Below are 21,723 nucleotides of genomic sequence, written 5' to 3'. Positions count from 1 at the left end.
TTATGTATTTATGGGGAACGACTCTGATTTTTAGCCTGAGTATTTTGCTTGTAGGATGTGATGCAAAAGATCGCTGTTTAGATCAAGGTGGTTCCTATGATGAAATTTCTCAGCAATGCAATAAGTAAATACGATAAGTAAAAGATGGCACGAGTTTTTAAGAACTTCCCATTAACAAGCGGTCTAATTTGATAAAATTTTTGTAATAAGTGACCGCTTGCCTTATTTTGATGGTGAATAAATATGTCGAAATATTCAGAAACAGAGCAGCAAGCTGATGTAGCTCAAAAGGCTAAATCAGCCAAAAAGAAAAGAAAGTCTTATATCATTCCTACTTTGTTTAAAGTATTCCTGTTGGGGAGTTCTTGTGTTGCTTTGTATGGACTTTATCTTGATGGGCAGATCCGTACAAAAATGGATGGGCAAATATGGCAATTACCCGCAGAGGTATATAGCCGTATTGAAAGTATTCGAGTTCAAGATAATTTAACTCTGGAGCAAGTAAAATTAGCGCTATTGGATAATGGCTATAGGGAAGTCTCGATTATTGCGACGCCAGGTGATTTTAAAATAAATAATGATGGTTCATTAATCCTTCTTCGTCGTGCCTTTTCATTTCCTGACAGTCCAGAAGCACAGCGTGTTTTGCGATTACGTTTTGTGAGTGAGCGATTAGCGAGAATAGAAGATCTTGTCTTGTTAAAAGAAATTGATGAATTTCGCTTAGATCCTAAATTAATTGCAATGCTCCACTCTGATAACGATGAAGAACGTTTAGCACTTCGTTTGCAAGATTATCCTAGTTTATTGATTGATACTTTAATTCTTACCGAAGATCAGCGATTCTTTCAGCATAATGGAATTAGCCCATTAAGTATTGCTCGTGCGTTAATTACCAATTATCAAGCGGGTAGAACTGTTCAAGGGGCAAGTACCTTAACTCAGCAATTAGTAAAAAATTTATTTTTAACCAGTGAGAAATCCATTGAGCGAAAAGTCAATGAAGCTTTGATGTCAGTGATATTGGATGCTCGTTATGATAAAAATCGTATTTTAGAAACTTATCTCAATGAAATCTATTTGGGGCAAAATGGCAGTTACCAAATTCATGGATTTGCATTAGCCAGTCAGTTTTACTTTGGTCGTCCTGTACAAGAGATCAGTTTGTCACAAATGGCATTATTGGTTGGGATGGCAAAAGGAGCATCGCTTTATAATCCTTGGCGGAATCCAGAATTAGCCTTGGAACGTCGTAATGTTGTGCTTAAAATTTTATTAGATCACGATCGAATTTCTCAATCTGACTATGATTTTTTGGTTAAACAACCATTAGGTGTGAATGAAAAAGGAAACGTATATCGTCAACAACCTGCCTTTATGCACGCACTTAATTTAGATATTAAACAAGAGATTGGTGAAAATAGGCTGAATACGCTTTCTGGTGCGAAAATTTTTACTACCTTGGATAGAAAACAGCAACGTTCTGCTGAGTTAGCCGTTATTAATGGTGTGGCCGATCTTGAAAATTCTAGTCGTAGGGTTCACGATTTACAGTCTGCTGTAGTGGTTGCCGAATATTCGACAGGTAAAGTGAGAGCAATTGTAGGTGGCGTACAAACCCAATATGCAGGGTTTAACCGTGCATTACAATCTAAACGACAAATAGGATCATTAGTCAAACCATCTATCTATGCAATTGCACTTTCTCATCCTGATTTATTTAGATTAAATACCCCCATAGAAAATCAACCAATATCCATTAAGGTTGACAATACGTTATGGTCACCTCGCAATTATAACCATCAATTCAGTGGTTCTGTAATGCTAATGGATGCATTGGTTCGTTCATTGAATATTCCTACAGTGAATATTGGGATGAAAGTAGGATTAATGAATGTGATTGCTAAACAGAAAGAAATGGGGTGGGATACGACTGTAATTCCACCGTATCCTGCAACTTTATTAGGTTCATATTCTATTTCACCATACGATGTGACAAAATCTTATCAAGTTATTGCTAATAAAGGTGTAAAAACACCATTGACCACAATTGAGGCGATTATTTCTCATCAAGGAAATATGATTTATCGCCATGATATGGATAATGAAAGTACGCAAGTTTTACCTCCAGAAGCTTCCATTCAAACATTGTATGCGATGCAACAAGTGGTGGAACGCGGAACAGGTAGAAGTTTACAAAGTGATTTTTCATCATTACATTTAGCGGGTAAAACAGGTACGACAAATAATGCACGTGACACATGGTTTGTGGGTATTGATGGGCAGAATGTAACAACGGTATGGTTAGGCAAGGATAACAACAGCGATACCCATCTTACGGGTTCTAGTGGTGCATTGCAGATTTATAAAGAGTATTTAAAACGGGCTTTACCTTCTCCACTTAGATTACCAACAAGTGATAATATTCAGTGGGTTGGGATTAATAGTTATGGTGGTTGGGATTGCTACAGTTCAAGGAAAATTCCAGTTTGGAAAGATCATGGTCAAAGCTATTGCTCGGGAGGCTCTAACAGTATTAAAGCAAAACCGAGTGTATGGGACGCATTATCGTTGGGAAGTGACTCTAACTAATTAACGTATTAGCTGGTAAACATAAAGCCACATATTCTTAAAGATATGTGGCTTTTTTGTTGTATGAATCTTATGTAAGGTTATTTCAATTTTTTAAAATAGCGTACATCTGTTCACTTTTCTATGGCTTTTTAATTTTAGATATTTTATATTAGCTAACAAATGTAAGCCGAAATTTAGTGAGGATAGGCTATATGAGTTTGTTAGACTTTCATATCGTGAATGGATTTATTTCTCGTTCAACAAAACAACCAGAGAGTACTGCATTACGCTTTCTTGAAGAGGATAAATGGCATTCAATTTCATGGGACTCTTTTAAAAAACAAATAGATAGTATTTCTCATGCTTTATTGGCCAATAAAATTGGTATTCAGGATAAAATCGGTATTTTTTCGAATAATACGCCTCGTTGGACAATGACCGATTTTGCAACGATGCAAATTAGAGGTGTTACCGTTCCTATTTATGCAACAAATACCGATAAGCAAGTCGAATATATTATTAATGATGCAGGTATTAAGATTCTATTTGTTGGCTCTCAAGAACAGTATGATCTTGCTGTAAAAATAGCGAACAAGTGTACTCAATTACAAAAAATTGTGTCGATGGATGATTCAATTAATTTATATGAGTTTCCTTTAGCACAATCATGGAACGATTTTTGCCAAGTTGAACCTCAATCTACAGAATTAGAGAAGCGTTTAGCAAGTAAGAAAATGTCAGATTTATTTACCTTACTTTATACTTCAGGGACAACAGGCGAGCCTAAAGGCGTGATGCTTGATTATGCGAATTTAGCCCATCAGTTACAAGTACATAGCCAAACTATCAAGATTTATGAATCAGATGTCTCGCTCTCTTTCTTGCCTTTATCTCATATTTTTGAACGCACATGGTCAATGTATGTATTGTATCGCGGGGCGGTCAATTGCTATTTGGAAGATACAAATCAAGTTCGTGAAGCTTTAACCACATTAAAACCGACATTAATGTGTGCAGTTCCTAGATTTTACGAAAAAATTTATGCAGCAATTTGGGATAAAGTGGAAAAAGCGCCATTTCATCGTAGAGCCTTATTCAAATGGGCGATTAAACAAGGCGAAGCACATTTTAAAGCGGAAAAACCTTCATTCTTCTTACAAAAGCGTTATCAATTAGCTGATAAATTGGTACTTTCCAAGTTACGTAATCTGTTGGGTGGCAATATTCGCTTAATGCCTTGTGGCGGGGCTAAATTAGAGCCTTCGATTGGTTTATTTTTCCATAGTATCGGGCTTAATGTGAAATTAGGTTATGGAATGACAGAAACGACCGCTACCGTTTCTTGTTGGGATGATAAAGGGTTTAATCCAGAATCTATCGGTACAGTGATGCCTAATGCGGAAGTGAAAATCGGCGAGAATAACGAAATTCTGATTCGTGGCGGAATGGTCATGCGTGGGTATTATAATAAGCCCGAAGAAACCGCTCAGGCATTTACCGAAGATGGTTTTCTAAAAACAGGCGATGCAGGGGAAATTGATGAACATGGCAATTTGTTTATCACTGATCGTATAAAAGAATTGATGAAAACGTCTAACGGTAAATATATTGCTCCACAATATATTGAAGGCAAAATTGGTAAAGATAAATTTATCGAGCAAATTGCTGTGATCGCGGATGCGAAAAAATACGTATCCGCATTGATCGTGCCTTGCTTTGAGAGTTTAGAAGAACATGCCAAGCAGTTGAATATTAAATATCATGATAGATTGGACTTGATTAAACATTCTGAAATCGTGCAAATGTTTGAGAAACGACTAGGAGAACTTCAAAAAGAGCTGGCAAGTTTCGAGCAAGTGAAAAAATTCACACTGTTATCGGAAGCCTTCTCAACTAAGATGGAAGAAATTACCCCAACATTGAAATTACGCCGAAAAGTGATAATGAAACGCTATAAAGATCAAATTGAAGCTATGTATCGCAAAACAGATAAAGGAAATTCGTAAAAAAATCATTGATTTCTTTTTCAGATTTGGCTTTAATGCTCGCCCAGATTTTGATTATAAGAAAATATAGATAAAAGAGGCATATTATGGCAGATAGTTTTAGTGTAACCCGTCGTTTTTTTGATGATAAAAATTACCCACGTGGTTTTTCTCGTCATGGAGATTATACCATTCGTGAATCACAGGCGTTAGAGCAATTTGGACAGGCTTGTTTGGCATTAGAAAATGGTGAACGTAAGCCTGTTACAAATGAAGAAAAAGAGTTTGTAAAAGTGATGACAGGTAAAAAAGTACCTGAAACATTTCTTGAAAAAGTGTGGGTAAAATACCGTACTTTAACGAGCAAAACAAAACGTATCTACACTCTTTCTGGTGATGTGAGTGATGCGAGTAACAGTGACGATACAGAATAATCTAGTGAAGTGGGCATTTCGCCCACTTTCTATTTTATCCATTATTTATTAAGCTTAACGCTTTCATTTCATATAAACCTAATCATGAATTTACCTATCTCAGACTACCCTAATTTATTAGCAAAAAAAGCAGACAATCTTACCGCTTTACTTGCCCCTTTTTCTCCGCCTGAACTTGAGATTTTTGCATCGGAAACGAGCCATTTTCGCTTAAGGGCAGAATTTCGGATTTGGCACGAGCAAGGCGATCTATTTCATATCATGTTCGATAAAGCGACAAAACAGCGTTATCGGGTCGATCAATTCCCTATTGCGAGCCAGCTTATCAATCAAATGATGACATTATTGTTAGATGAAGTTAGAGATAATGCTTTACTGTCTCATAAACTTTTCCAAGTGGATTATTTAACGACATTAAGCGGACAAATCGCCATTTCGTTGCTATACCATAAAAAATTAACGGAAGAGTGGATTGAACAAGCCAAAGTACTTAAAGCTAATCTGATACAAAAAGGCTTTGACGTAAACATTATTGGGCGAGCAACTAAGCAAAAAATTGCATTAGATAATGATTATATTGAAGAAAAGTTGATGGTATCGGGCAGAGAGTACATTTATCGTCAGGTTGAAAATAGCTTTACTCAACCAAATGGCAAAATGAATATAAAAATGCTTGAATGGGCAAAGGGCTGTACTGAAAATAGTGAGGGTGATTTACTTGAGCTGTATTGTGGCAACGGCAATTTCTCGATTGCCTTAGCGAGTAATTTCCGCAAAGTGCTTGCGACAGAAATTTCTAAATCATCTGTTGAATCAGCTCAATATAATATTGAGAAGAATCATATCGATAATTTACAAATTATCCGTATGTCAGCGGAAGAGTTCACTCAAGCCCTCAATGGCGAGCGTGAATTTTACCGTTTGCGAGGAATAGATTTATCTAGCTATCAATGTAATACTATTTTTGTTGATCCACCAAGAGCAGGGTTAGATCAAGCAACGTTAGATATGGTGCAAGGGTATGACAGAATTTTATATATTTCGTGTAATCCGAATACTTTAGCGGATAATTTACAACAATTATGCCAAACGCATCGCATCGAAAAATGTGCGATGTTCGATCAGTTCCCTTATACGGATCATATCGAAAGTGGGGTTTGGCTAATTAGAAAATAAAATAATGACGAAAAATAGAGCATTTAAGCAATTTACTCTATTTTATACTTGACCGATTTCGTTGTTATCTATATTATTTTGCCTGTTTTCAGCGGAGGAATGGTCGAGCGGTTGAAGGCACCGGTCTTGAAAACCGGCGAGGGTTTACGCCCTCCGTGAGTTCGAATCTCACTTCCTCCGCCATCTTATTTTAACCTGTTGATTAGTTTAACTATCAGCAGGTTTTCTTTGTCAGAAACAATTCAATAGTCAAAGAATACAATTTGTTTTCAACACGGAGGAATGGTCGAGTGGTTGAAGGCACCGGTCTTGAAAACCGGCGAGGGTTTACGCCCTCCGTGAGTTCGAATCTCACTTCCTCCGCCATATTTTATAAGCCGCTTATTAGTTGATAATAAGCGGTTTTTTTATGTACTCTATCAGTATTTTGCTAAACTTCGCTTTATTACCGCGATTTATGTCATTTTGCTAGTAGAGGATTTTTACAAAATTCTCGAGTTTTCTGACCGCTTGTAATCCTTTTACTCATCTGTTTCCAATACTCAAAAGTAATATAAACCCCACTTAATACCAAAATATAACAATAGTCATTGCATAAACAATATCATAAAATAAACGAGATTTTTGCTTCTCTATTAAGGAGTTATTATGATTTTCAAAAAAATTGTATTAGGCTCAATGCTTTTATTAGGCTTTACCACTTCGATAACAGCATCTGAATTTGATGATACCCTTAAGCTTGCAGAGCAAGGCAATGCACAGGCTCAATATGAGCTTGGAAGAATGTACATTACTGGAGAAGGATACATACAAGATTATCCCAAAGCCCTTGAATGGTTTCAAAAGGCAGCTGAGCAAGGGAATGTAGAGGCTCAATTCAATCTTGGGGATATATACTTTTATGGATATGGAGTCAGACAAGATAACGTAAAAGCCTTGGAATGGTATCAAAAAGCGGCTGAGCAGGGATATACAGATGCTCAATTCAATCTTGGGGAGATGTATTTCTATCAAAAAGATTTCGCAAAAGCCTTAGAATGGTATCAAAAAGCGGCTGAGCAAGGACATGCAGAGGCTCAAACAAATCTTGGAGTAATGTACGCTAATGAACAAGATTACACAAAAGCGAAGGAATGGTTTCAAAAAGCCATTGAGCAAGGAGATGCAGAAGCTCAATTCTATCTTGGATGGATGAACAACTATGGAAAGGGAGTCAAACAAGATTCCGCAAAAGCTTTGGAATCGTATCAAAAAGCGGCTGAGGCCGGAAATTTATCGGCTCAATTAGCGCTCGGAAAGATGTACTACTTTGGAGAGGGTATCCAACAAGATAATGCGGAAGCTGTAAAATGGCTTCAAAAACCAGCAGAGGTGGGAATTGTAGAGGCTAAATTCTATCTTGGGGTGTTGTATTCCGAGGGAAAAGGTATAAAGCAAAATATCTCAAAAGCAAAAGAATATTTCTCTCTTGCTTGTCAAAATGGTTACTCGGATGCTTGTGATAATCTAAAAAAATTAAAATAATAATTGTAGTAAAACAAATCACTGATCTAACCGCTTGTCGTAACAAGCGGTTATTTTTTATAGAAATTTTGTAAAAATTGTATTTTTAAAAGGAGTTTAGATCTGTATATCACAAATATAAAAAATCATCATACTTGAATCAAAAATATCATAAAATAAACAAAATTTTCTCTTTCCTCTTAAGGAGTTACTATGCTTTTTAAAAAAACTGTATTAGGCACAATGTTGCTATTAGGCTTTACCACTTCGATAATGGCATCCGAATTTGATGATACGCTTAAGCTTGCGGAACAAGGAAATATTGAAGCTCAATTTAATCTTGGATCTATGTACTATAAAGGAGAGGGGGTTAAAGAGGATAAGAGAAAAGCTTTTGAATGGTTTCAAAAAGTCGCTGAGCAAGGTGATGTAAACGGTCAGATTATACTTGGAGATATGTATTACAAAGGAGAGGGAGTTAAACAGGATAAGACAAAAGCTTTTGAATGGTTTCAAAAAGCTGCTGATCAGGGAAGTGTAAGAGGTCAAATTGTACTTGGGGAGATGTACTACAAAGGGGAGGGCGTTGAACAGAATAATGAAAAATCTCTGGAATGGTATCAAAAAGCGGCTGAGCAGGAAGATGCAATGGCTCAATTTATACTTGGAGCGGTGTATGAATTTGGTCAAGGCGTGAAGAAGGATAACAAAAAAGCAGTGGAGTGGTACCAAAAATCGGCTGAACAGGGGTATGCAGATGCACAATTGAATCTAGGTTTGATGTATCGTAATGGAGCGGGAGTCAAACAGGATAAGATAAAGGCTTTTGAGTTATACCAGAAAGCCGCTTCACAAGAATTGGTTACTGCTCAATTTAATCTTGGAAATATGTATCTTATAGGAGATGGAATAAAACAGGATCATAAAAAAGCTTTTGAATGGTATCAAAAAGCGGCTGAGCAAGGATATGTGGCGGCTCAACAAAATCTTGGGAAGATGTATCACGATGGGGATGGAGTCAAACAAGATAAAGCAAAAGCGGTGGAGTGGTATCAGAAAGCCGCAGAGCAAGGACTTGCAGTAGCTCAATACAGTCTTGGGGTCATATATACTAATGGAGATGGTGTAAAATTAGATAATGAAAAAGCATTTGATTTATTTAAAAAATCAGCTGAACAAGGGTATGGTGATGCCCAATTTAATCTTGGGAAAATGTATCATCAAGGTGAAGGTATCAAACAGGATTACCAAAAAGCAGCTGAATGGTATCAAAAAGCGGCTGAGCAGGGTGTTGTAGAGGCTCAATTTAATCTTGGGCTAATGTATCTTATAGGAGATGGAATAAAACAGGATTATAAAAAATCTTTTGAATGGGTACAAAAAGCAGCAGATCAAGGATATAGTGATGCTCAAGTGAATCTTGGAAATATGTTCTATCAGGGATATGGAATCAAGCAGGATTATAAAAAAGCAATGGAGTGGTATCAAAGAGCTGCTCAGAGGAGAAATGCTGAGGCTCAATTTGGGATTGGAATATTGTATTATTACGGTAAAGGTGTAGAACAAAATACCCAAACAGCCATATCTTATTTCTTTCTAGCTTGTCAAAATGGCTCATCGGAAGCTTGTGAGGTGATAGAGCAATCAAAATAATTTAATTCACAATTTTAGTAAAACAGTCCACCAATCTAACCGCTTGTCGTACTTACAAGCGGTTATTTTTTATAGAAATTTTGCAAAAGATAGGTTATTTACCTAGATGAGATAAATACACATCAAACCGATGATTTTTGGTTTGTTGGCTAAAATCGGGTTTTTGTTCGGCTATAAATGGGGCGTAATCGGGGCGTTTTACTACCACACGTTTTTTGGCTAATTGTTTGGCGGGGGTAAGGAAATTATCGGCATCTAAATCTGCCCCGACTAAGTGCTGGAATACTCGCATTTCTTTTTTGACTAAGGCACTTTTTTGCTTGTGAGGATACATTGGATCGAGGTAAACCACGTCGGCACGATCATTATTTGGATCGAGATCGGCAATAGAATGGGCGGAAGATAGGATCATACGATCTTGCATAAATTGCCCGATTTCAGGATCTTGATAGGCTCGATTTAAACCATCTTCCAATAAGGCACAGACTACTGGGTGTCGCTCAACTAATGTCACTCGGCAACCTACGGATGCTAATACAAAGGCATCTCGTCCTAAGCCTGCGGTGGCATCAATCACAGTGGGTAGGTAATCGCCCTTAATCCCTACGGCTTTTGCTACGGCTTCCCCTCGACCACCGCCAAATTTGCGTCTGTGGGCTAAAGTACCTTCGACAAACTCTACGGCAATCGCCCCTAATTTCGGCTCGTCTAATTTACGCAATTCTAAGCGTTCGTTGGTTTTCACTAAGGCTAAGATTGCCTCGCGATTATGGGTTAATTGCCATTTTTCACAGGTTGCTTGAAATTCGGTAGCGAAGTCGCTTTCGTTAATTAATTGGATCATAAAATAAAGTGTTTAAAAAGATCGTCTAAATGAGAGATTAAGCAAGCCTTGCCGTGTAGATCTTCATCTTGCCAAGCAAATTGCAAAATCTCAGGAGAAAATGACCGCTCGTAGTGTTCGGCTATCGGAAAATAACTGAGATGCCAAGGCTCTTGCCCGATTTGCTTATCATCACGTTCTAAAAATGGAAAATAGAACCCGAACTGTTCGGCATTGACGAGTAACCAGTTTGTAAGTTGTTGAAAATAACCGCCTGTTTGATATTCCCAAGGCTCAAGTTGTAACGATTGCCCTTGCGGTAATAAATCGGGGTCAAAAATATCAATTTCGGTTCCCCAATGGTGTCGGCTTGCCCCCGCCACCGCAGACCAACGCAAAATAGCTTGGCATTTTTGCCATTCATCTAATTGGGCTAAATCGAGGGGGTTGCCTTGATCATCGTGGACTTTTCGATTGCCAGAAAATTTGGCATTCCAAATCATTTTTTGACGGTCGAAATCCCGAAAGGTACTGGCAGGCTGAAGATTAAATCCAGCCTGTTTTGCTGCGGTTTGCAGTTGCAAAAAATGCTCGACCACTTCGGCTTGTAGGAAGTGTTTATCCGATAAATCATTTGGTAATGAAACCAAATGGGTGCGAGTTTTGCCTGTGAGAATTAAGCCTAAATTTGCGTTTTTTTGCATTTATCTTACCGCTTGTAACAGTGAGTGAGCGATGTGGTAATACACTTCGCCACATTTCGCTAAATCTTCAATGGCGACACATTCGTTTACTTTATGAATGGTTTTATTCAATGGACCAAACTCAATCACTTCTGCTCCCATTTGTGCGATAAAACGCCCATCAGACGTGCCTCCACCCGTTTCGAGAAGCGGTGAGATCCCAGTGATTTTTTGCACTGCTTTGACCGCACTTTCCACCAGCAGACCTTTCGCAGTCAGGAATGGCTTGCCCGATAAATTCCACTCAATACGGTATGAGAATTGGTGTTTTTCTAACATTTCTGCCACTTTCGCTTTGATGATTTCATCATTCACTTCTGTTGAGTAACGTAAATTGAATTGCACATAAAGCTCACCTGGGATCACATTATTACTGCCTGTACCTGCGTGAATATTGGCAATTTGTAAGCTTGTTGGTGGGAAAAATTCGTTGCCTTGATCCCATTGGTATTGGGTAAGTTCCGTTAAAAAAGGTAGGGCTTTATGTACGGGATTATCGGCTAAATGCGGGTAGGCAACGTGTCCTTGAATGCCTTGAATATAAAGGTTGGCGGTAATTGAACCTCGGCGTCCATTTTTAATCGTATCGCCTAATTGTTTTGCACTGGACGGCTCGCCCACAACGCAATAATGAATCGGCTCTTGGCGTTGCATTAGGGTTTCTACCACTTTTACTGTGCCATCTTTAGCGACTGCCTCTTCATCGGAGGTAATTAACAAACCGATTTTGCCGATGTGATTTGGATTATCTCGCACAAATTGCTCACAAGCGACCACCATTGCAGAGAGAGAGCCTTTCATATCTGCCGCCCCTCGCCCATAGAGCATATCATCGATAATTTCAGCACTAAATGGCGGATGATCCCAGTGGGATTCATCGCCAACAGGCACAACATCGGTGTGGCCTGCAAAGGCTAAACAAGGCTCGCCTATTCCGTGAGTTGCCCACAAATTTAAGGTGTCCCCAAAGGGCAACCATTCGATATTAAAACCGACCGCTTGTAGTTTTTCAGCAATCAGTTGTTGGCAGCCTCCATCTTTCGGGCTAATTGATGGACGTTGAATTAACGCTTGAGCAAGGGCAATAATGTTATTTTTCATATTATTTGAATGAGTTTTGGTACTCTTTTTCGTTAAAACCTAATAGGGCAATTTGATCTTTAATCACAATCGGGCGTTTGATCAGCGTAGGTTGTTCATTCAGCACTTTCATTGCGATCTCTTTGGTGAGATTTTGTTTGATTTCTTCATCTAAATTACGCCAAGTTGTACTACGTTTATTGACGAGTTTTTCCCAACCAAACTTTTCTGCCATTTCAGCTAGCCAAGCAGAATCTAAACCATCTACACGATAATCGTGTAATTGTGGTTCTTGACCATTATCTACCAGCCATTTCATCGCTTTTTTCACTGTATCACAATTTTTTATACCATAAACGGTTACCATTTTATTTTCCTTACTTTTTCTTATTTCGTTGTTATTGTTGCAAAATAGATTAAATATCTTACCGCTTATTATTCACAATCTTGCATTGCTTGCCAGATTTTTAATGCATCGGCAGTTTCTGCGACATCGTGGACACGCACAATTCTCGCTCCATTTTGAACGGCGAGTAGTGCTGCTGTTACGCTACCAATCACACGCTGATCGACGGGTTTATTTAATACGTGACCTAGCATTGATTTACGAGAAAGCCCCGCTAGCACAGGATAGCCTGATTCAACAAAAATAGAGAGATGTTTGAGTAATTGGTAATTGTGTTGCACGGTTTTACCAAAACCAAAGCCCATATCCAAAATAATGTACTCTTTCGGAATCCCTGCGGTTAAACAAGCGAAAATACGTTGATTCAAAAATTCTGCGACTTCTTCTACTACATCATCATATTCTGGATTATGTTGCATAGTTTGAGGTTGTCCTTGCATGTGCATTAAGCAGACGGGCAGAGCCAGTTTAGCGGCGGTGTCTAACGCATTCGGTTCTTGTAAGGCTCGAATATCATTAATAATGTCCATTCCTGCTTTAGCGGCCTCATTCATCACTTCCGCCTTAGAAGTATCCACTGAAATTAAGCAGTCAAAACGTTTTCTCACCGCCTCAACTACAGGAATTACACGATGCAATTCTTCTTCAGTGGTAACAAGAGGAGCATTAGGGCGAGTAGATTCGCCACCAATATCAATAATACTCGCCCCTTCGTTAATCATTTTTTCTGCTTGAAAAAGGGCTTTGTCGAGGGAGAAAAATTTGCCTGAATCTGAGAAAGAATCGGGAGTGAAATTTAAGATCCCCATAATTTGAGGGGTGTCGAGATCTAACAAGCGGTCAGATCCCAATTGGTTTTTGTAAGCAATTTTCATAGTTATTGAATGGTTAAAAAAGCTCACATGATACAGAGATGAATTTAGGTACCAATAGGAGCTTTATTGTGTATATGGGGAAGGTTATTCCACAATAATTTCAGAATTGTCTGAAAATACAATCTTTTTTGCTTGAAATTGAGCTTGGATATTGCTATTTAATAATCCTGTTTTTACCTCTTCAGGTAAACTTGTAAAATTAATTGGCAATTCTACTGTAATTTCTTGACCTACTGCTAATAAATTATCCTCAAAAACCAAAGGTTCATTAATTGTTAATACTTGATTATTAGTAAGTAATATTGTTACCCATTCAATTTCTTTGATTTCTTTTTGAGAAATATTTTTTAAATAGTATGTGAAATTAATAGCCTGTTGTTCTTCAGGACCAGTGATTGATACTCCAGAAAATCTTAGTTCAATACTTTGAGTAAAATTTTGTAGACTTTGATTAGTTATTTGTTGAGCTTGTGTTGAATTAGACTCATCTGCCGCATATGTATAGGTCGTTGCAAGCAAAGTTGATAAAGAAAGTACCAGTAATGATTTTAAAAATTTCATGAATTCCTCAATGTAAAAGTTAATAGACTCGTATTTTATCGTATTTAGTAGATTTTATCTAAAATTAAAAATCGCCTAATATGAAAATATTAAGCGATTTTAATTATTTCTATCTATAAATCATTATTCTTTTGGTAAGCGAGCTACTGCAATCAATAACCCCCCCCAGATGATGATCAATGATGCTGACATCATAATAATTGCGCTACCACTCATTATTCTTCCTCCACAAATTTTTCTTCATTTTTCCATTTAGTACGCGATAAGATAAATGAAATTACCACAAGACCGATAGCCATTCCCCAACCAAAGACATTAACGAACCATGTTGGGTAACCACCGTAGCCTTCTTCAATCACTTTAAATACTTCACTGAATAACATATAACCTAATACGATTGGGGTGATAATGCCCACTACGGTACGCCAGATAAAGCCTAATTTATTTGAAGAGGTTTTATTAATATGATCAGCTAACATTGGTAATCTACGGCTAAATGAAATTGCAACTAGAGAGAAGAATGCCACAGCTACGATACCAAAGTTATTCACAAATTTATCTAAAACATCTAATACTGGTAAACCGGTTGTTGTACCAAATAGTATCGTAGAAATAATTCCCATTGGTACACAAACGATAGCAGTTGATTTTACACGACCAAATTTCAATTTATCTTGCACCGCAGCGATGATTACTTCAAGAATTGAAATTAACGACGTAACACCTGCAAATAATAATGAACCGAAGAACAATACGCCGATAGCTTGACCAAATGGTGCTTGGTCAATAATTGCAGGGAATGCAATAAAGGCTAGCCCGATACCAGAGGTTGCAACTTCACTGACTTCTTTACCTGCTGCTGTTGCCATAAATCCAAGGGCAGCAAATACTCCGATACCTGCAAGTAATTCAAAACTACTATTTGCAAAACCAACTACTAAACCTGAGCCAGTTAAATCAGTATCTTTTTTCAAGTAAGATGAATAAGTGATCATAATACCGAAACAGATAGAGAGTGAGAAGAAGATCTGGCCATAAGCTGCAATCCAAACACTTGGCTCTGTCAATTTTTCCCAGTTCGGTGTGAAGAGTGCATTTAAACCCTCAGCTGCTCCTGGTAAGAATAGTGCTGTGATAACAAGTACGACGAACATCACCATTAAAAGTGGGATGAATACAACAGAAGTTTTTCCTACCCCTTTTTGAACACCTAAAGCTAATACTGCAAGAATCCCGATCCATACAACGATTAATGGGCCTGTGATAACGCCAACAAAGTCTAGGCTAACCGATGCACCATCTGCCATTTGTAAGAAATCTTTGAAGAAGAAACTAGAAGGATCTGAACCCCAAGCACTATCTAATGAATAGTAAGTATAAGAGGCAGCCCAACCTAAAATTACCGCATAATAAATTGCAATAATCACATTGATTAAAACTTGCCACCAACCAAATGTTTCAAACTTTTTGCTAAAACGACGAAAAGCTAATGGTGCAGAACCACGATATTTATGCCCTAATGCATAATCTAAAAAGAGCAGTGGAATCCCCGCAGTAAGTAAGGCGACAAGATATGGGATGATAAAAGCACCGCCACCATTATCATAAGTAATATAAGGGAAACGCCAGATATTTCCCAAACCAACAGCTGAACCGATAGCAGCTAAAATGAAAACACCACGACTAGAGAAAGTTTCTCTTTTGGGTGAGTTTGATGATTGAACGCTAGACAAAATACACCTCACAAAAATAGAAAAATAAAAATTTTTTGTACAATATTTATCAATATGCCTAATCAAACAAAAAATGTAAACAGTTAAAAATAAAAAAAACTATATCATTTTAATATTTTTATAGATTTTAATTTTGATTATTTTTATTTATTTAGCAATAAATGTTAATTTTTGTGTTTTTTTAGGGTTTTATGGTAGGTGCAAGGGGGTAAATTAAGTTTTATATTTTTATTTTATTTTTAACAATTAGTTCACATTTTAAAGAAAAAGAAGTAACACTAACTGCTCTTCAAAAAAGACAAGCGGTATACGAGAACGTAACCAAACGGGAACTTGGTGCTGTTGCCAAATTTTCTTCATTTCTTCTCGATGGGCTTTGCCATAGACTTTCACTTTGCTCGGGGCAGATAGCGTAATAGTTAAAGCTTGGTTATGTAACGAGGTAGGTAAAGAGAAGTGGTAAGATTCTTCACTTATTTTGTAAAAAATTTCACTTCCAGTGCGTTTAACCTCGCCTAAATCAGCTGGTAGCTGAATCTTTTGCATTGGTTCGAGAGATAGACAAAAATCCAGAATATCAGGCAAAGAGTGTGTGATAAAAATAGCCTGTTGATAGCGACGTAAAATATACTCGCCTAACACCACTTGCGGATTTTTATCATGATCGGCGGAAATTAATTGGTGGATAATTTGCGAAAGTTGCGCTGTGCTTGGCATTTCAATACCTGATTTTTCTAACCATAAACGTAATAATTGTTGCTGTTTTTGGATAGAAAACTGTTCAAAACCTGCTATGGATATTTTTTGCCGTTTCGCATCAATTCGGCGAGTAAGTTCTTCCTCTAGTAGTTCTTCAATCAAGCTCTGTTGTTCTGCACAATGTTGACTTGCCCGTGCAACCATTTGATTAAATTGTTGCCAACGTTGGTTGAGTAACGGTAGGATTTTTTGGCGGAGGAAATTGCGATCATAATCCGTATTGCTATTACTTTCGTCCTCTATCCACGATAACTTTTGGCTCTTCGCATATTGCGTAATCTCTGCTTTTGAACAAGCAAGCAAGGGACGAAAAAGTGTAAATCCGTGAGCAAAACTGACCGCTTGCATAGCGCTTAATCCTTTGATACCACTACCTCGTTTGAGAGCGAGGAAAAAGGTTTCTGCTTGATCATCTAGATGGTGAGCAGTCGCTAACACTTCATTTAGGAAGATATTTTGCTGAATGGCTTGATAGCGAGCTTTACGAGCCTCTGCCTCAATTCCATCTTTGCCTGACACCTTTACTCGACAAACCGTTAAAGGCACATTCCATTCTTGGCAAAGTTGCTGGCAAAATTCGACCCAACTATCTGCATTAGGGCTAAGTCCGTGATGAATATGAATGGCACGAAGTGTTAAGTCGAGCGATTGGCGAGCTTGAACAAAAAGATGTAGTAATGCCACGGAATCAATCCCACCACTTAAACCAATCAAAAATTCACGTTGATTCGCTTGGTATTGACTCAGTTGTGATTGAAAAATCATTTGCATATTTTTGTTCATAAGTGACCGCTTACATTGCTATGATTGATTACACTTGTAGCCAGAAAGTGACAGGTCCATCATTCTGTAAACTGACTTGCATATCTGCTGCAAATTGTCCTGTTTGCGTTGGGATTTTATGGCTCGCTTGCTGATGAAAATAAGTATATAAGCGTTCTGCCTCTTGTGGCGAAGCACCTTTAGAAAAGCTAGGTCTAAGCCCCTTTTGCGTATCCGCCGCTAAAGTGAATTGGGAAACAACAAGTAAGTATCCATTTACTTGTTGCACATTCAAATTCATTTTGCCGTTTTCATCGCTGAACACACGATAATTTAATACTTTCTCAAGTAAGCGATCGGCTTTGCTTTCGTCATCGCCTTGCTCAACACCAAGTAATACTAGTAAACCTGTTGGAATTTCACCAATGACTTGATTTTCAACTTCGACTTTTGCCCATTTTACTCGCTGAATTAATGCAATCATATTGCATCCTGTTGTAGTGGATTTTTAAATATCCCTTGGTCAATCATATCAATATCTTTAAGCACCGAAGCAACCTGCCCTCCTAATAGTACAACTTGCCAACTTAAATGGATCCATACAATCATAATTGGAATCGTAGCTAGTACGCCGTAAATTGCCTGATAAGATGGGAAAGTGGTGATATACCACACAAAGGCTTGTTTACCTAATGTAAAGAAAAGGGCAGCAATCAATGCGCCAATACTGGCATGTTTAATACTAACTTTTGTATTTGGCACAATAACATAAGCAAGAGTAAACATTAACCAGATCAGAAAGAATGGCATAAATTTCAATAGATAGGTGCTAAAGGAAAAAATCCCTTCTTTACCAAACATTTCCATCGAAAGAATATAGGAACTGACAGCGATACTTGCTCCTGCTAGCATTGGTCCAAAAATTAACACGCAGAGGTAAATAATAAAAGATAACACGACAGAACGTTTTTCGGTGTTGTGCCAAATTTCATTTAGTGCATCGTCGATACTGGAAATGAGAAGAAGCGCGATAAAGACTAAGCCCAATATGCTGATAATTCCCATTTTCTTGGAGTTTTCCACAAACAGATCTAAATATTCCTCAACCAAATGGCTTGCATTCGGTGCAAAATTATCATAAGCAAATTGTTTTAATTGAATAGTCGCTTCATCAAATATCGGCAATAAAGTAAAAATAGAAAACGCCACCATAATTAATGGAACCATCGCCAACATCGTACTGTAAGTCAAATGCCCCGAATATACGCTGATTTTGTTTTGTTTAAACCGATAGAAAAATAATCGAATAAAAAAAATTGTTTTTTCCCACATGTTAATTATGCCCTTGAAAGATAATCGCCTTCACATACCCATTTGTATGTGGTTAATGCTTCTAGCCCCATTGGGCCCCTTGCATGCAATTTTTGCGTACTCACTGCGACTTCTGCCCCTAAGCCAAATTGCGCCCCATCCGTAAAGCGAGTGCTTGCATTGATATATACCGCAGCAGCATCCACCTGGTGTACAAATTTTTGAGCTAAGGCGTGGTTACTGGTTAAAATAGATTCAGAATGTTGGCTACCAAAGGTGCGAATATGTTCGATAGCGTGATCGATACCATCCACAACCACTACACTCAGATCTAGCGATAACCATTCTTGACTTAAGTGATCGTGATCAAGCGGTTGGATCTGCCATTGATTTTGCACATTTTCAGCAAACGCATCACTATGTAGCGTGACTTTTTTATCTGATAAATATTCAGCTAATTTTGGCAAGAATTGATCGGCAATGGCTTTATCGACTAATAACGTTTCAAGGGTGTTGCAAGTACTTGGACGTTGTGTTTTCGCATTGCTAATTACCCCTAAGGCTTTGTCTAAATCGGCACTGGCTTCTACATATAAATGACACACGCCAATTCCACCGACAATGACAGGAATGGTTGAGTTTTCTTTACAGAATTGGTGCAAACCCGCCCCGCCACGAGGGATCAACATATCAATATAGCGATCGAGTTTTAATAGTTCTAACAATAAGGCACGATCAGGATTGGTTACTGCTTGCACCGCTAATTTTGGTAAGCCTGATTGCTCTAAGGCAGTTTGCACCACTTCAACTAAAATTGCATTAGTTAGAGTGGTTTCTTTACCCCCACGCAAAATGACTGCGTTGCCTGTTTTTAAACACAACGAGGCAACATCAATGGTCACATTTGGGCGAGCTTCATAAATCGTTAAAATCACACCGAGCGGTACACGTTGTCGCTGAATGCGTAAGCCACTGTCTAACATCCCACCATCAATAATCTGCCCAACGGGATCGGCTAAACTCGCTACATTCCGCACATCATTAGCAATACCGATAATACGCTCTGGAGTCAGTAACAAGCGGTCAATTATTGCCTCGGAAATACCTTGTTGTTTAGCTTTTTCCACATCTTGCTGATTAGCGGTTAATATCTCATCGGTACGGCTTTCTAATGCCTCTGCAATCGCAAAAAGCGCCTGATTTTTTTGTTGATTACCAAACTGAGCAAGCTCAATACTCGCTTGTTTAGCCTGCTTTGCAATATTGATCATAGATACACTCTCTTAATTCTCAAACTTTGAATTCTCAAAACCGAGAAAGTTTATCATAGAGAGGTTACGTTGTTGAGTTATCAATCCTTGATACTATAAGATTGAACAATTTTACCCTCAGACTTATTTTTTTTTAAGATAATGTGTAGTAAGCGATAAACTGCCATCAGATCTGTTCCAAGTATTGATTTAATTGGCTTAAGTAGCGAATAAACAAATTTATATTTAGTGACTAGCTGAATAAAAGCCTGCCATAATTGTGGATCACATATATTTTCATATTGTTCCATCGCATACTGGATTTCATCATCGGAAATAAAATCTTTACGGCAAAGTCCATGAAAGAAGATTGCCATATCCCTGATTTTTTGCCATTGAAGATCTTGTTTTCGTGAACTGACTTCAAAATCAATAAAAAGGACTTTATGGTTATTCCAAGTCATATCTCTAATAGCGGGTCTGCCATGAATTAAATTGGCTTTATGCAGATCATTTAAGGCTTTTACGCTGTCTAGTAATAATTCTTTTTTAAATGCCAAATTGTTAGCATTTTCTGAAAGTAAATCACTTACTGTTTTTCCACCATCTTCTAATATTAAAAAATCATTATCAAACAAAACTAATCGAGGAACTGGGGCATGTTTACTAGAAAAACATTGGAGTTTTTTAATTTCTTTTAAAAATGATTTTTTAGGGTAGGGTTTTAATAGTCTGAATATACCATGTAAATGTTCGGGTTGTTTTAGCCAAAACAGTTTTCCATGAAAATCAAATTGAAAAACCCGTTCGTCTTTATGCTCAATTAATAGTTTATGAGCATACTCATTCAATGAGATTACATCTTTGCTCATGATGTTTCCTATTTTTTATGTTATCAATAAGAAAGGGGCTTAGTTATGCATAAGCCCCAAATATTTTATCAAGAAGTTAATTATGATTTATAGAGTAAAATCATTAAAGTCATCTAAGTCTATTTTTGAGTCAATTTGGCCCACTAAGTATGAACTTATTTCAACTTCTTGTGGTGCGACTTGCACATTGTCTGATGTTAGCCATGCATTAATCCAAGGAATAGGATTTGATCTTGCTGCAAAAGCTAGTGGTAATCCTATCGCTTGCATACGGTTATTTGTAATATATTCGATATATTGGGCCAAAATATCTTTATTTAAACCAATCATTGAACCATCTTTAAATAAATATTCTGCCCAAGCTTTTTCCTGTTCAGCTGCAGCAACAAATATATCGTAGGCTTCTTGTTGGCATTCTTTGGCAATTTCATTCATTTCTGGATCATCATGACCATACGCCATTAGATTTAAAATATATTGCGTGCCTGTTAAATGAAGCGCTTCATCTCTTGCAATCAGTTTAATGATTTTAGCATTACCTTCCATCAACTTACGTTCCGCAAAGGCAAAGGAACACGCAAAACTCACATAGAATCTAATCGCTTCCAATACATTAACACTCATCAAACAGAGGTAAAGTTGCTTTTTCAAACTGCGAGAGGTAACGACACATTCTTTACCATCCACAGTGTAAGTACCTTCGCCATAGAGTGTATAAAGCTGTGTATCACGAATTAAATCATCATAGTAAGCTGAAATATCTTTAGCGCGCTTAATGATTTCTTCATTCGTGACAATATCATCAAACACAACAGATGGGTCATTCACAATATTACGAATAATATGCGTATAAGAACGAGAGTGAATCGTTTCAGAGAATGTCCATGTTTCAATCCACGTTTCTAACTCGGGTAGTGATACAATAGGCAACAACGACATATTTGGACTACGACCTTGAATTGAGTCCAAAAGCGTTTGATATTTTAAGTTGCTGATGAAAATATGCTTTTCATGCTCAGGTAAATTTTGATAATCAATTCTATCCTGTGAAATATCAATCTCTTCAGGTCGCCAGAAAAATGAAAGTTGTTTTTCGATCAACTTTTCGAACATTTCGTATTTTTGTTGATCGTAACGGGCAACATTTACATTTTGCCCAAAAAACATAGGTTCTTGTAACTGATCGTTCTTTGTTTGTGAAAATGTTGTGTAAGCCATAATAA

21 protein-coding genes and 2 tRNA genes are annotated in these 21,723 nt (G+C 37.6%); 9 read left to right on the top strand and 14 right to left on the bottom strand.

Annotated features, from left to right (window positions below; all coding sequences use genetic code 11):
* Positions 1-2: 2 nt before the first annotated feature.
* From A6A10_RS09680 to A6A10_RS08995, 9 genes are all read left to right on the top strand, one after another.
* Complete coding sequence (locus A6A10_RS09680; protein WP_257792059.1) at positions 3-128, top strand: hypothetical protein; 126 nt, start codon at positions 3-5, stop codon at positions 126-128.
* A 115-nt stretch (positions 129-243) separates the two neighbouring features.
* Positions 244-2,592, top strand: a complete 2,349-nt coding sequence (gene mrcB / locus A6A10_RS09030; RefSeq protein WP_121124016.1) for a penicillin-binding protein 1B — start codon at positions 244-246, stop codon at positions 2,590-2,592.
* Positions 2,593-2,786: 194 nt separating this feature from the next.
* Positions 2,787-4,580: an AMP-dependent synthetase/ligase gene (locus A6A10_RS09025; RefSeq protein ID WP_121124014.1), complete on the top strand. Its 1,794-nt coding sequence runs from the start codon at positions 2,787-2,789 to the stop codon at positions 4,578-4,580.
* 86 nt (positions 4,581-4,666) lie between these two features.
* Positions 4,667-4,993, top strand: a complete 327-nt coding sequence (locus A6A10_RS09020; RefSeq protein ID WP_121124012.1) for a MaoP family protein — start codon at positions 4,667-4,669, stop codon at positions 4,991-4,993.
* A gap of 84 nt (positions 4,994-5,077) precedes the next feature.
* Positions 5,078-6,169, top strand: a complete 1,092-nt coding sequence (trmA, locus tag A6A10_RS09015; RefSeq protein WP_121124010.1) for a tRNA (uridine(54)-C5)-methyltransferase TrmA — start codon at positions 5,078-5,080, stop codon at positions 6,167-6,169.
* A 93-nt stretch (positions 6,170-6,262) separates the two neighbouring features.
* Positions 6,263-6,352 (top strand) — tRNA-Ser (locus A6A10_RS09010).
* Between the two features lie 93 nt (positions 6,353-6,445).
* A tRNA-Ser gene (locus tag A6A10_RS09005) sits at positions 6,446-6,535 on the top strand.
* A gap of 282 nt (positions 6,536-6,817) precedes the next feature.
* On the top strand, positions 6,818-7,693 hold the full coding sequence (locus tag A6A10_RS09000; protein WP_121124007.1) for a tetratricopeptide repeat protein: 876 nt from the start codon (positions 6,818-6,820) through the stop codon (positions 7,691-7,693).
* Positions 7,694-7,885: 192 nt separating this feature from the next.
* On the top strand, positions 7,886-9,325 hold the full coding sequence (locus A6A10_RS08995) for an SEL1-like repeat protein (RefSeq protein WP_121124005.1): 1,440 nt from the start codon (positions 7,886-7,888) through the stop codon (positions 9,323-9,325).
* A 94-nt stretch (positions 9,326-9,419) separates the two neighbouring features.
* Here A6A10_RS08995 and A6A10_RS08990 read toward each other — a convergent pair whose 3' ends face one another.
* The 14 genes from A6A10_RS08990 to nrdB all read right to left on the bottom strand — a co-directional run bounded on the left by A6A10_RS08990 (position 9,420) and on the right by nrdB (position 21,718).
* Entirely contained in the window at positions 9,420-10,169 is a 750-nt protein-coding gene (locus A6A10_RS08990) for a class I SAM-dependent methyltransferase (protein ID WP_121124003.1), read from the bottom strand.
* Complete coding sequence (locus tag A6A10_RS08985; RefSeq protein ID WP_121124001.1) at positions 10,166-10,852, bottom strand: M15 family metallopeptidase; 687 nt, start codon at positions 10,850-10,852, stop codon at positions 10,166-10,168. The genes A6A10_RS08990 and A6A10_RS08985 overlap by 4 nt, the downstream gene beginning before the upstream one ends.
* Positions 10,853-11,992, bottom strand: a complete 1,140-nt coding sequence (gene dapE / locus A6A10_RS08980) for a succinyl-diaminopimelate desuccinylase (RefSeq protein ID WP_121123999.1) — start codon at positions 11,990-11,992, stop codon at positions 10,853-10,855.
* A 1-nt stretch (position 11,993) separates the two neighbouring features.
* Positions 11,994-12,338, bottom strand: coding sequence for an ArsC family reductase (locus tag A6A10_RS08975; protein WP_121123997.1), 345 nt, complete (start codon positions 12,336-12,338; stop codon positions 11,994-11,996).
* A gap of 68 nt (positions 12,339-12,406) precedes the next feature.
* Complete coding sequence (gene folP / locus A6A10_RS08970; RefSeq protein WP_121123994.1) at positions 12,407-13,252, bottom strand: dihydropteroate synthase; 846 nt, start codon at positions 13,250-13,252, stop codon at positions 12,407-12,409.
* An 84-nt stretch (positions 13,253-13,336) separates the two neighbouring features.
* The gene (locus A6A10_RS08965) at positions 13,337-13,813 is read right to left on the bottom strand and encodes a copper resistance CopC family protein (protein WP_121123992.1); all 477 of its coding nucleotides are present in this window, start codon (positions 13,811-13,813) and stop codon (positions 13,337-13,339) included.
* A gap of 123 nt (positions 13,814-13,936) precedes the next feature.
* Positions 13,937-14,029, bottom strand: coding sequence for a methionine/alanine import family NSS transporter small subunit (locus A6A10_RS08960; protein ID WP_121123990.1), 93 nt, complete (start codon positions 14,027-14,029; stop codon positions 13,937-13,939).
* The gene (locus tag A6A10_RS08955; RefSeq protein WP_121123988.1) at positions 14,029-15,546 is read right to left on the bottom strand and encodes a sodium-dependent transporter; all 1,518 of its coding nucleotides are present in this window, start codon (positions 15,544-15,546) and stop codon (positions 14,029-14,031) included. Before A6A10_RS08955 ends, A6A10_RS08960 begins: the two co-directional genes overlap by 1 nt.
* Before the next feature lie 258 nt (positions 15,547-15,804).
* A complete protein-coding gene (tilS, locus tag A6A10_RS08950) occupies positions 15,805-17,088 on the bottom strand; it encodes a tRNA lysidine(34) synthetase TilS (RefSeq protein ID WP_418789094.1) in 1,284 nt (427 codons plus the stop codon).
* 28 nt (positions 17,089-17,116) lie between these two features.
* Positions 17,117-17,551, bottom strand: coding sequence for a D-aminoacyl-tRNA deacylase (dtd, locus tag A6A10_RS08945; RefSeq protein WP_121123986.1), 435 nt, complete (start codon positions 17,549-17,551; stop codon positions 17,117-17,119).
* The gene (locus A6A10_RS08940) at positions 17,548-18,399 is read right to left on the bottom strand and encodes a virulence factor BrkB family protein (protein WP_121123984.1); all 852 of its coding nucleotides are present in this window, start codon (positions 18,397-18,399) and stop codon (positions 17,548-17,550) included. The genes dtd and A6A10_RS08940 overlap by 4 nt, the downstream gene beginning before the upstream one ends.
* Positions 18,400-18,404: 5 nt before the next feature.
* On the bottom strand, positions 18,405-19,649 hold the full coding sequence (gene proA / locus A6A10_RS08935) for a glutamate-5-semialdehyde dehydrogenase (protein WP_121123982.1): 1,245 nt from the start codon (positions 19,647-19,649) through the stop codon (positions 18,405-18,407).
* 80 nt (positions 19,650-19,729) lie between these two features.
* Entirely contained in the window at positions 19,730-20,500 is a 771-nt protein-coding gene (locus A6A10_RS08930) for a BUD32 family EKC/KEOPS complex subunit (RefSeq protein ID WP_121123980.1), read from the bottom strand.
* 87 nt (positions 20,501-20,587) lie between these two features.
* A complete protein-coding gene (gene nrdB, locus A6A10_RS08925; RefSeq protein WP_121123978.1) occupies positions 20,588-21,718 on the bottom strand; it encodes a class Ia ribonucleoside-diphosphate reductase subunit beta in 1,131 nt (376 codons plus the stop codon).
* Positions 21,719-21,723 lie beyond the last annotated feature (5 nt).

It is taken from the genome of Otariodibacter oris (assembly GCF_009684715.1).
In the GTDB taxonomy this organism is placed as follows: domain Bacteria; phylum Pseudomonadota; class Gammaproteobacteria; order Enterobacterales; family Pasteurellaceae; genus Otariodibacter; species Otariodibacter oris.
The sequence above is the reverse complement of the archived record's forward strand: the minus strand, read 5'-3'. Positions and strand labels throughout refer to the sequence as shown.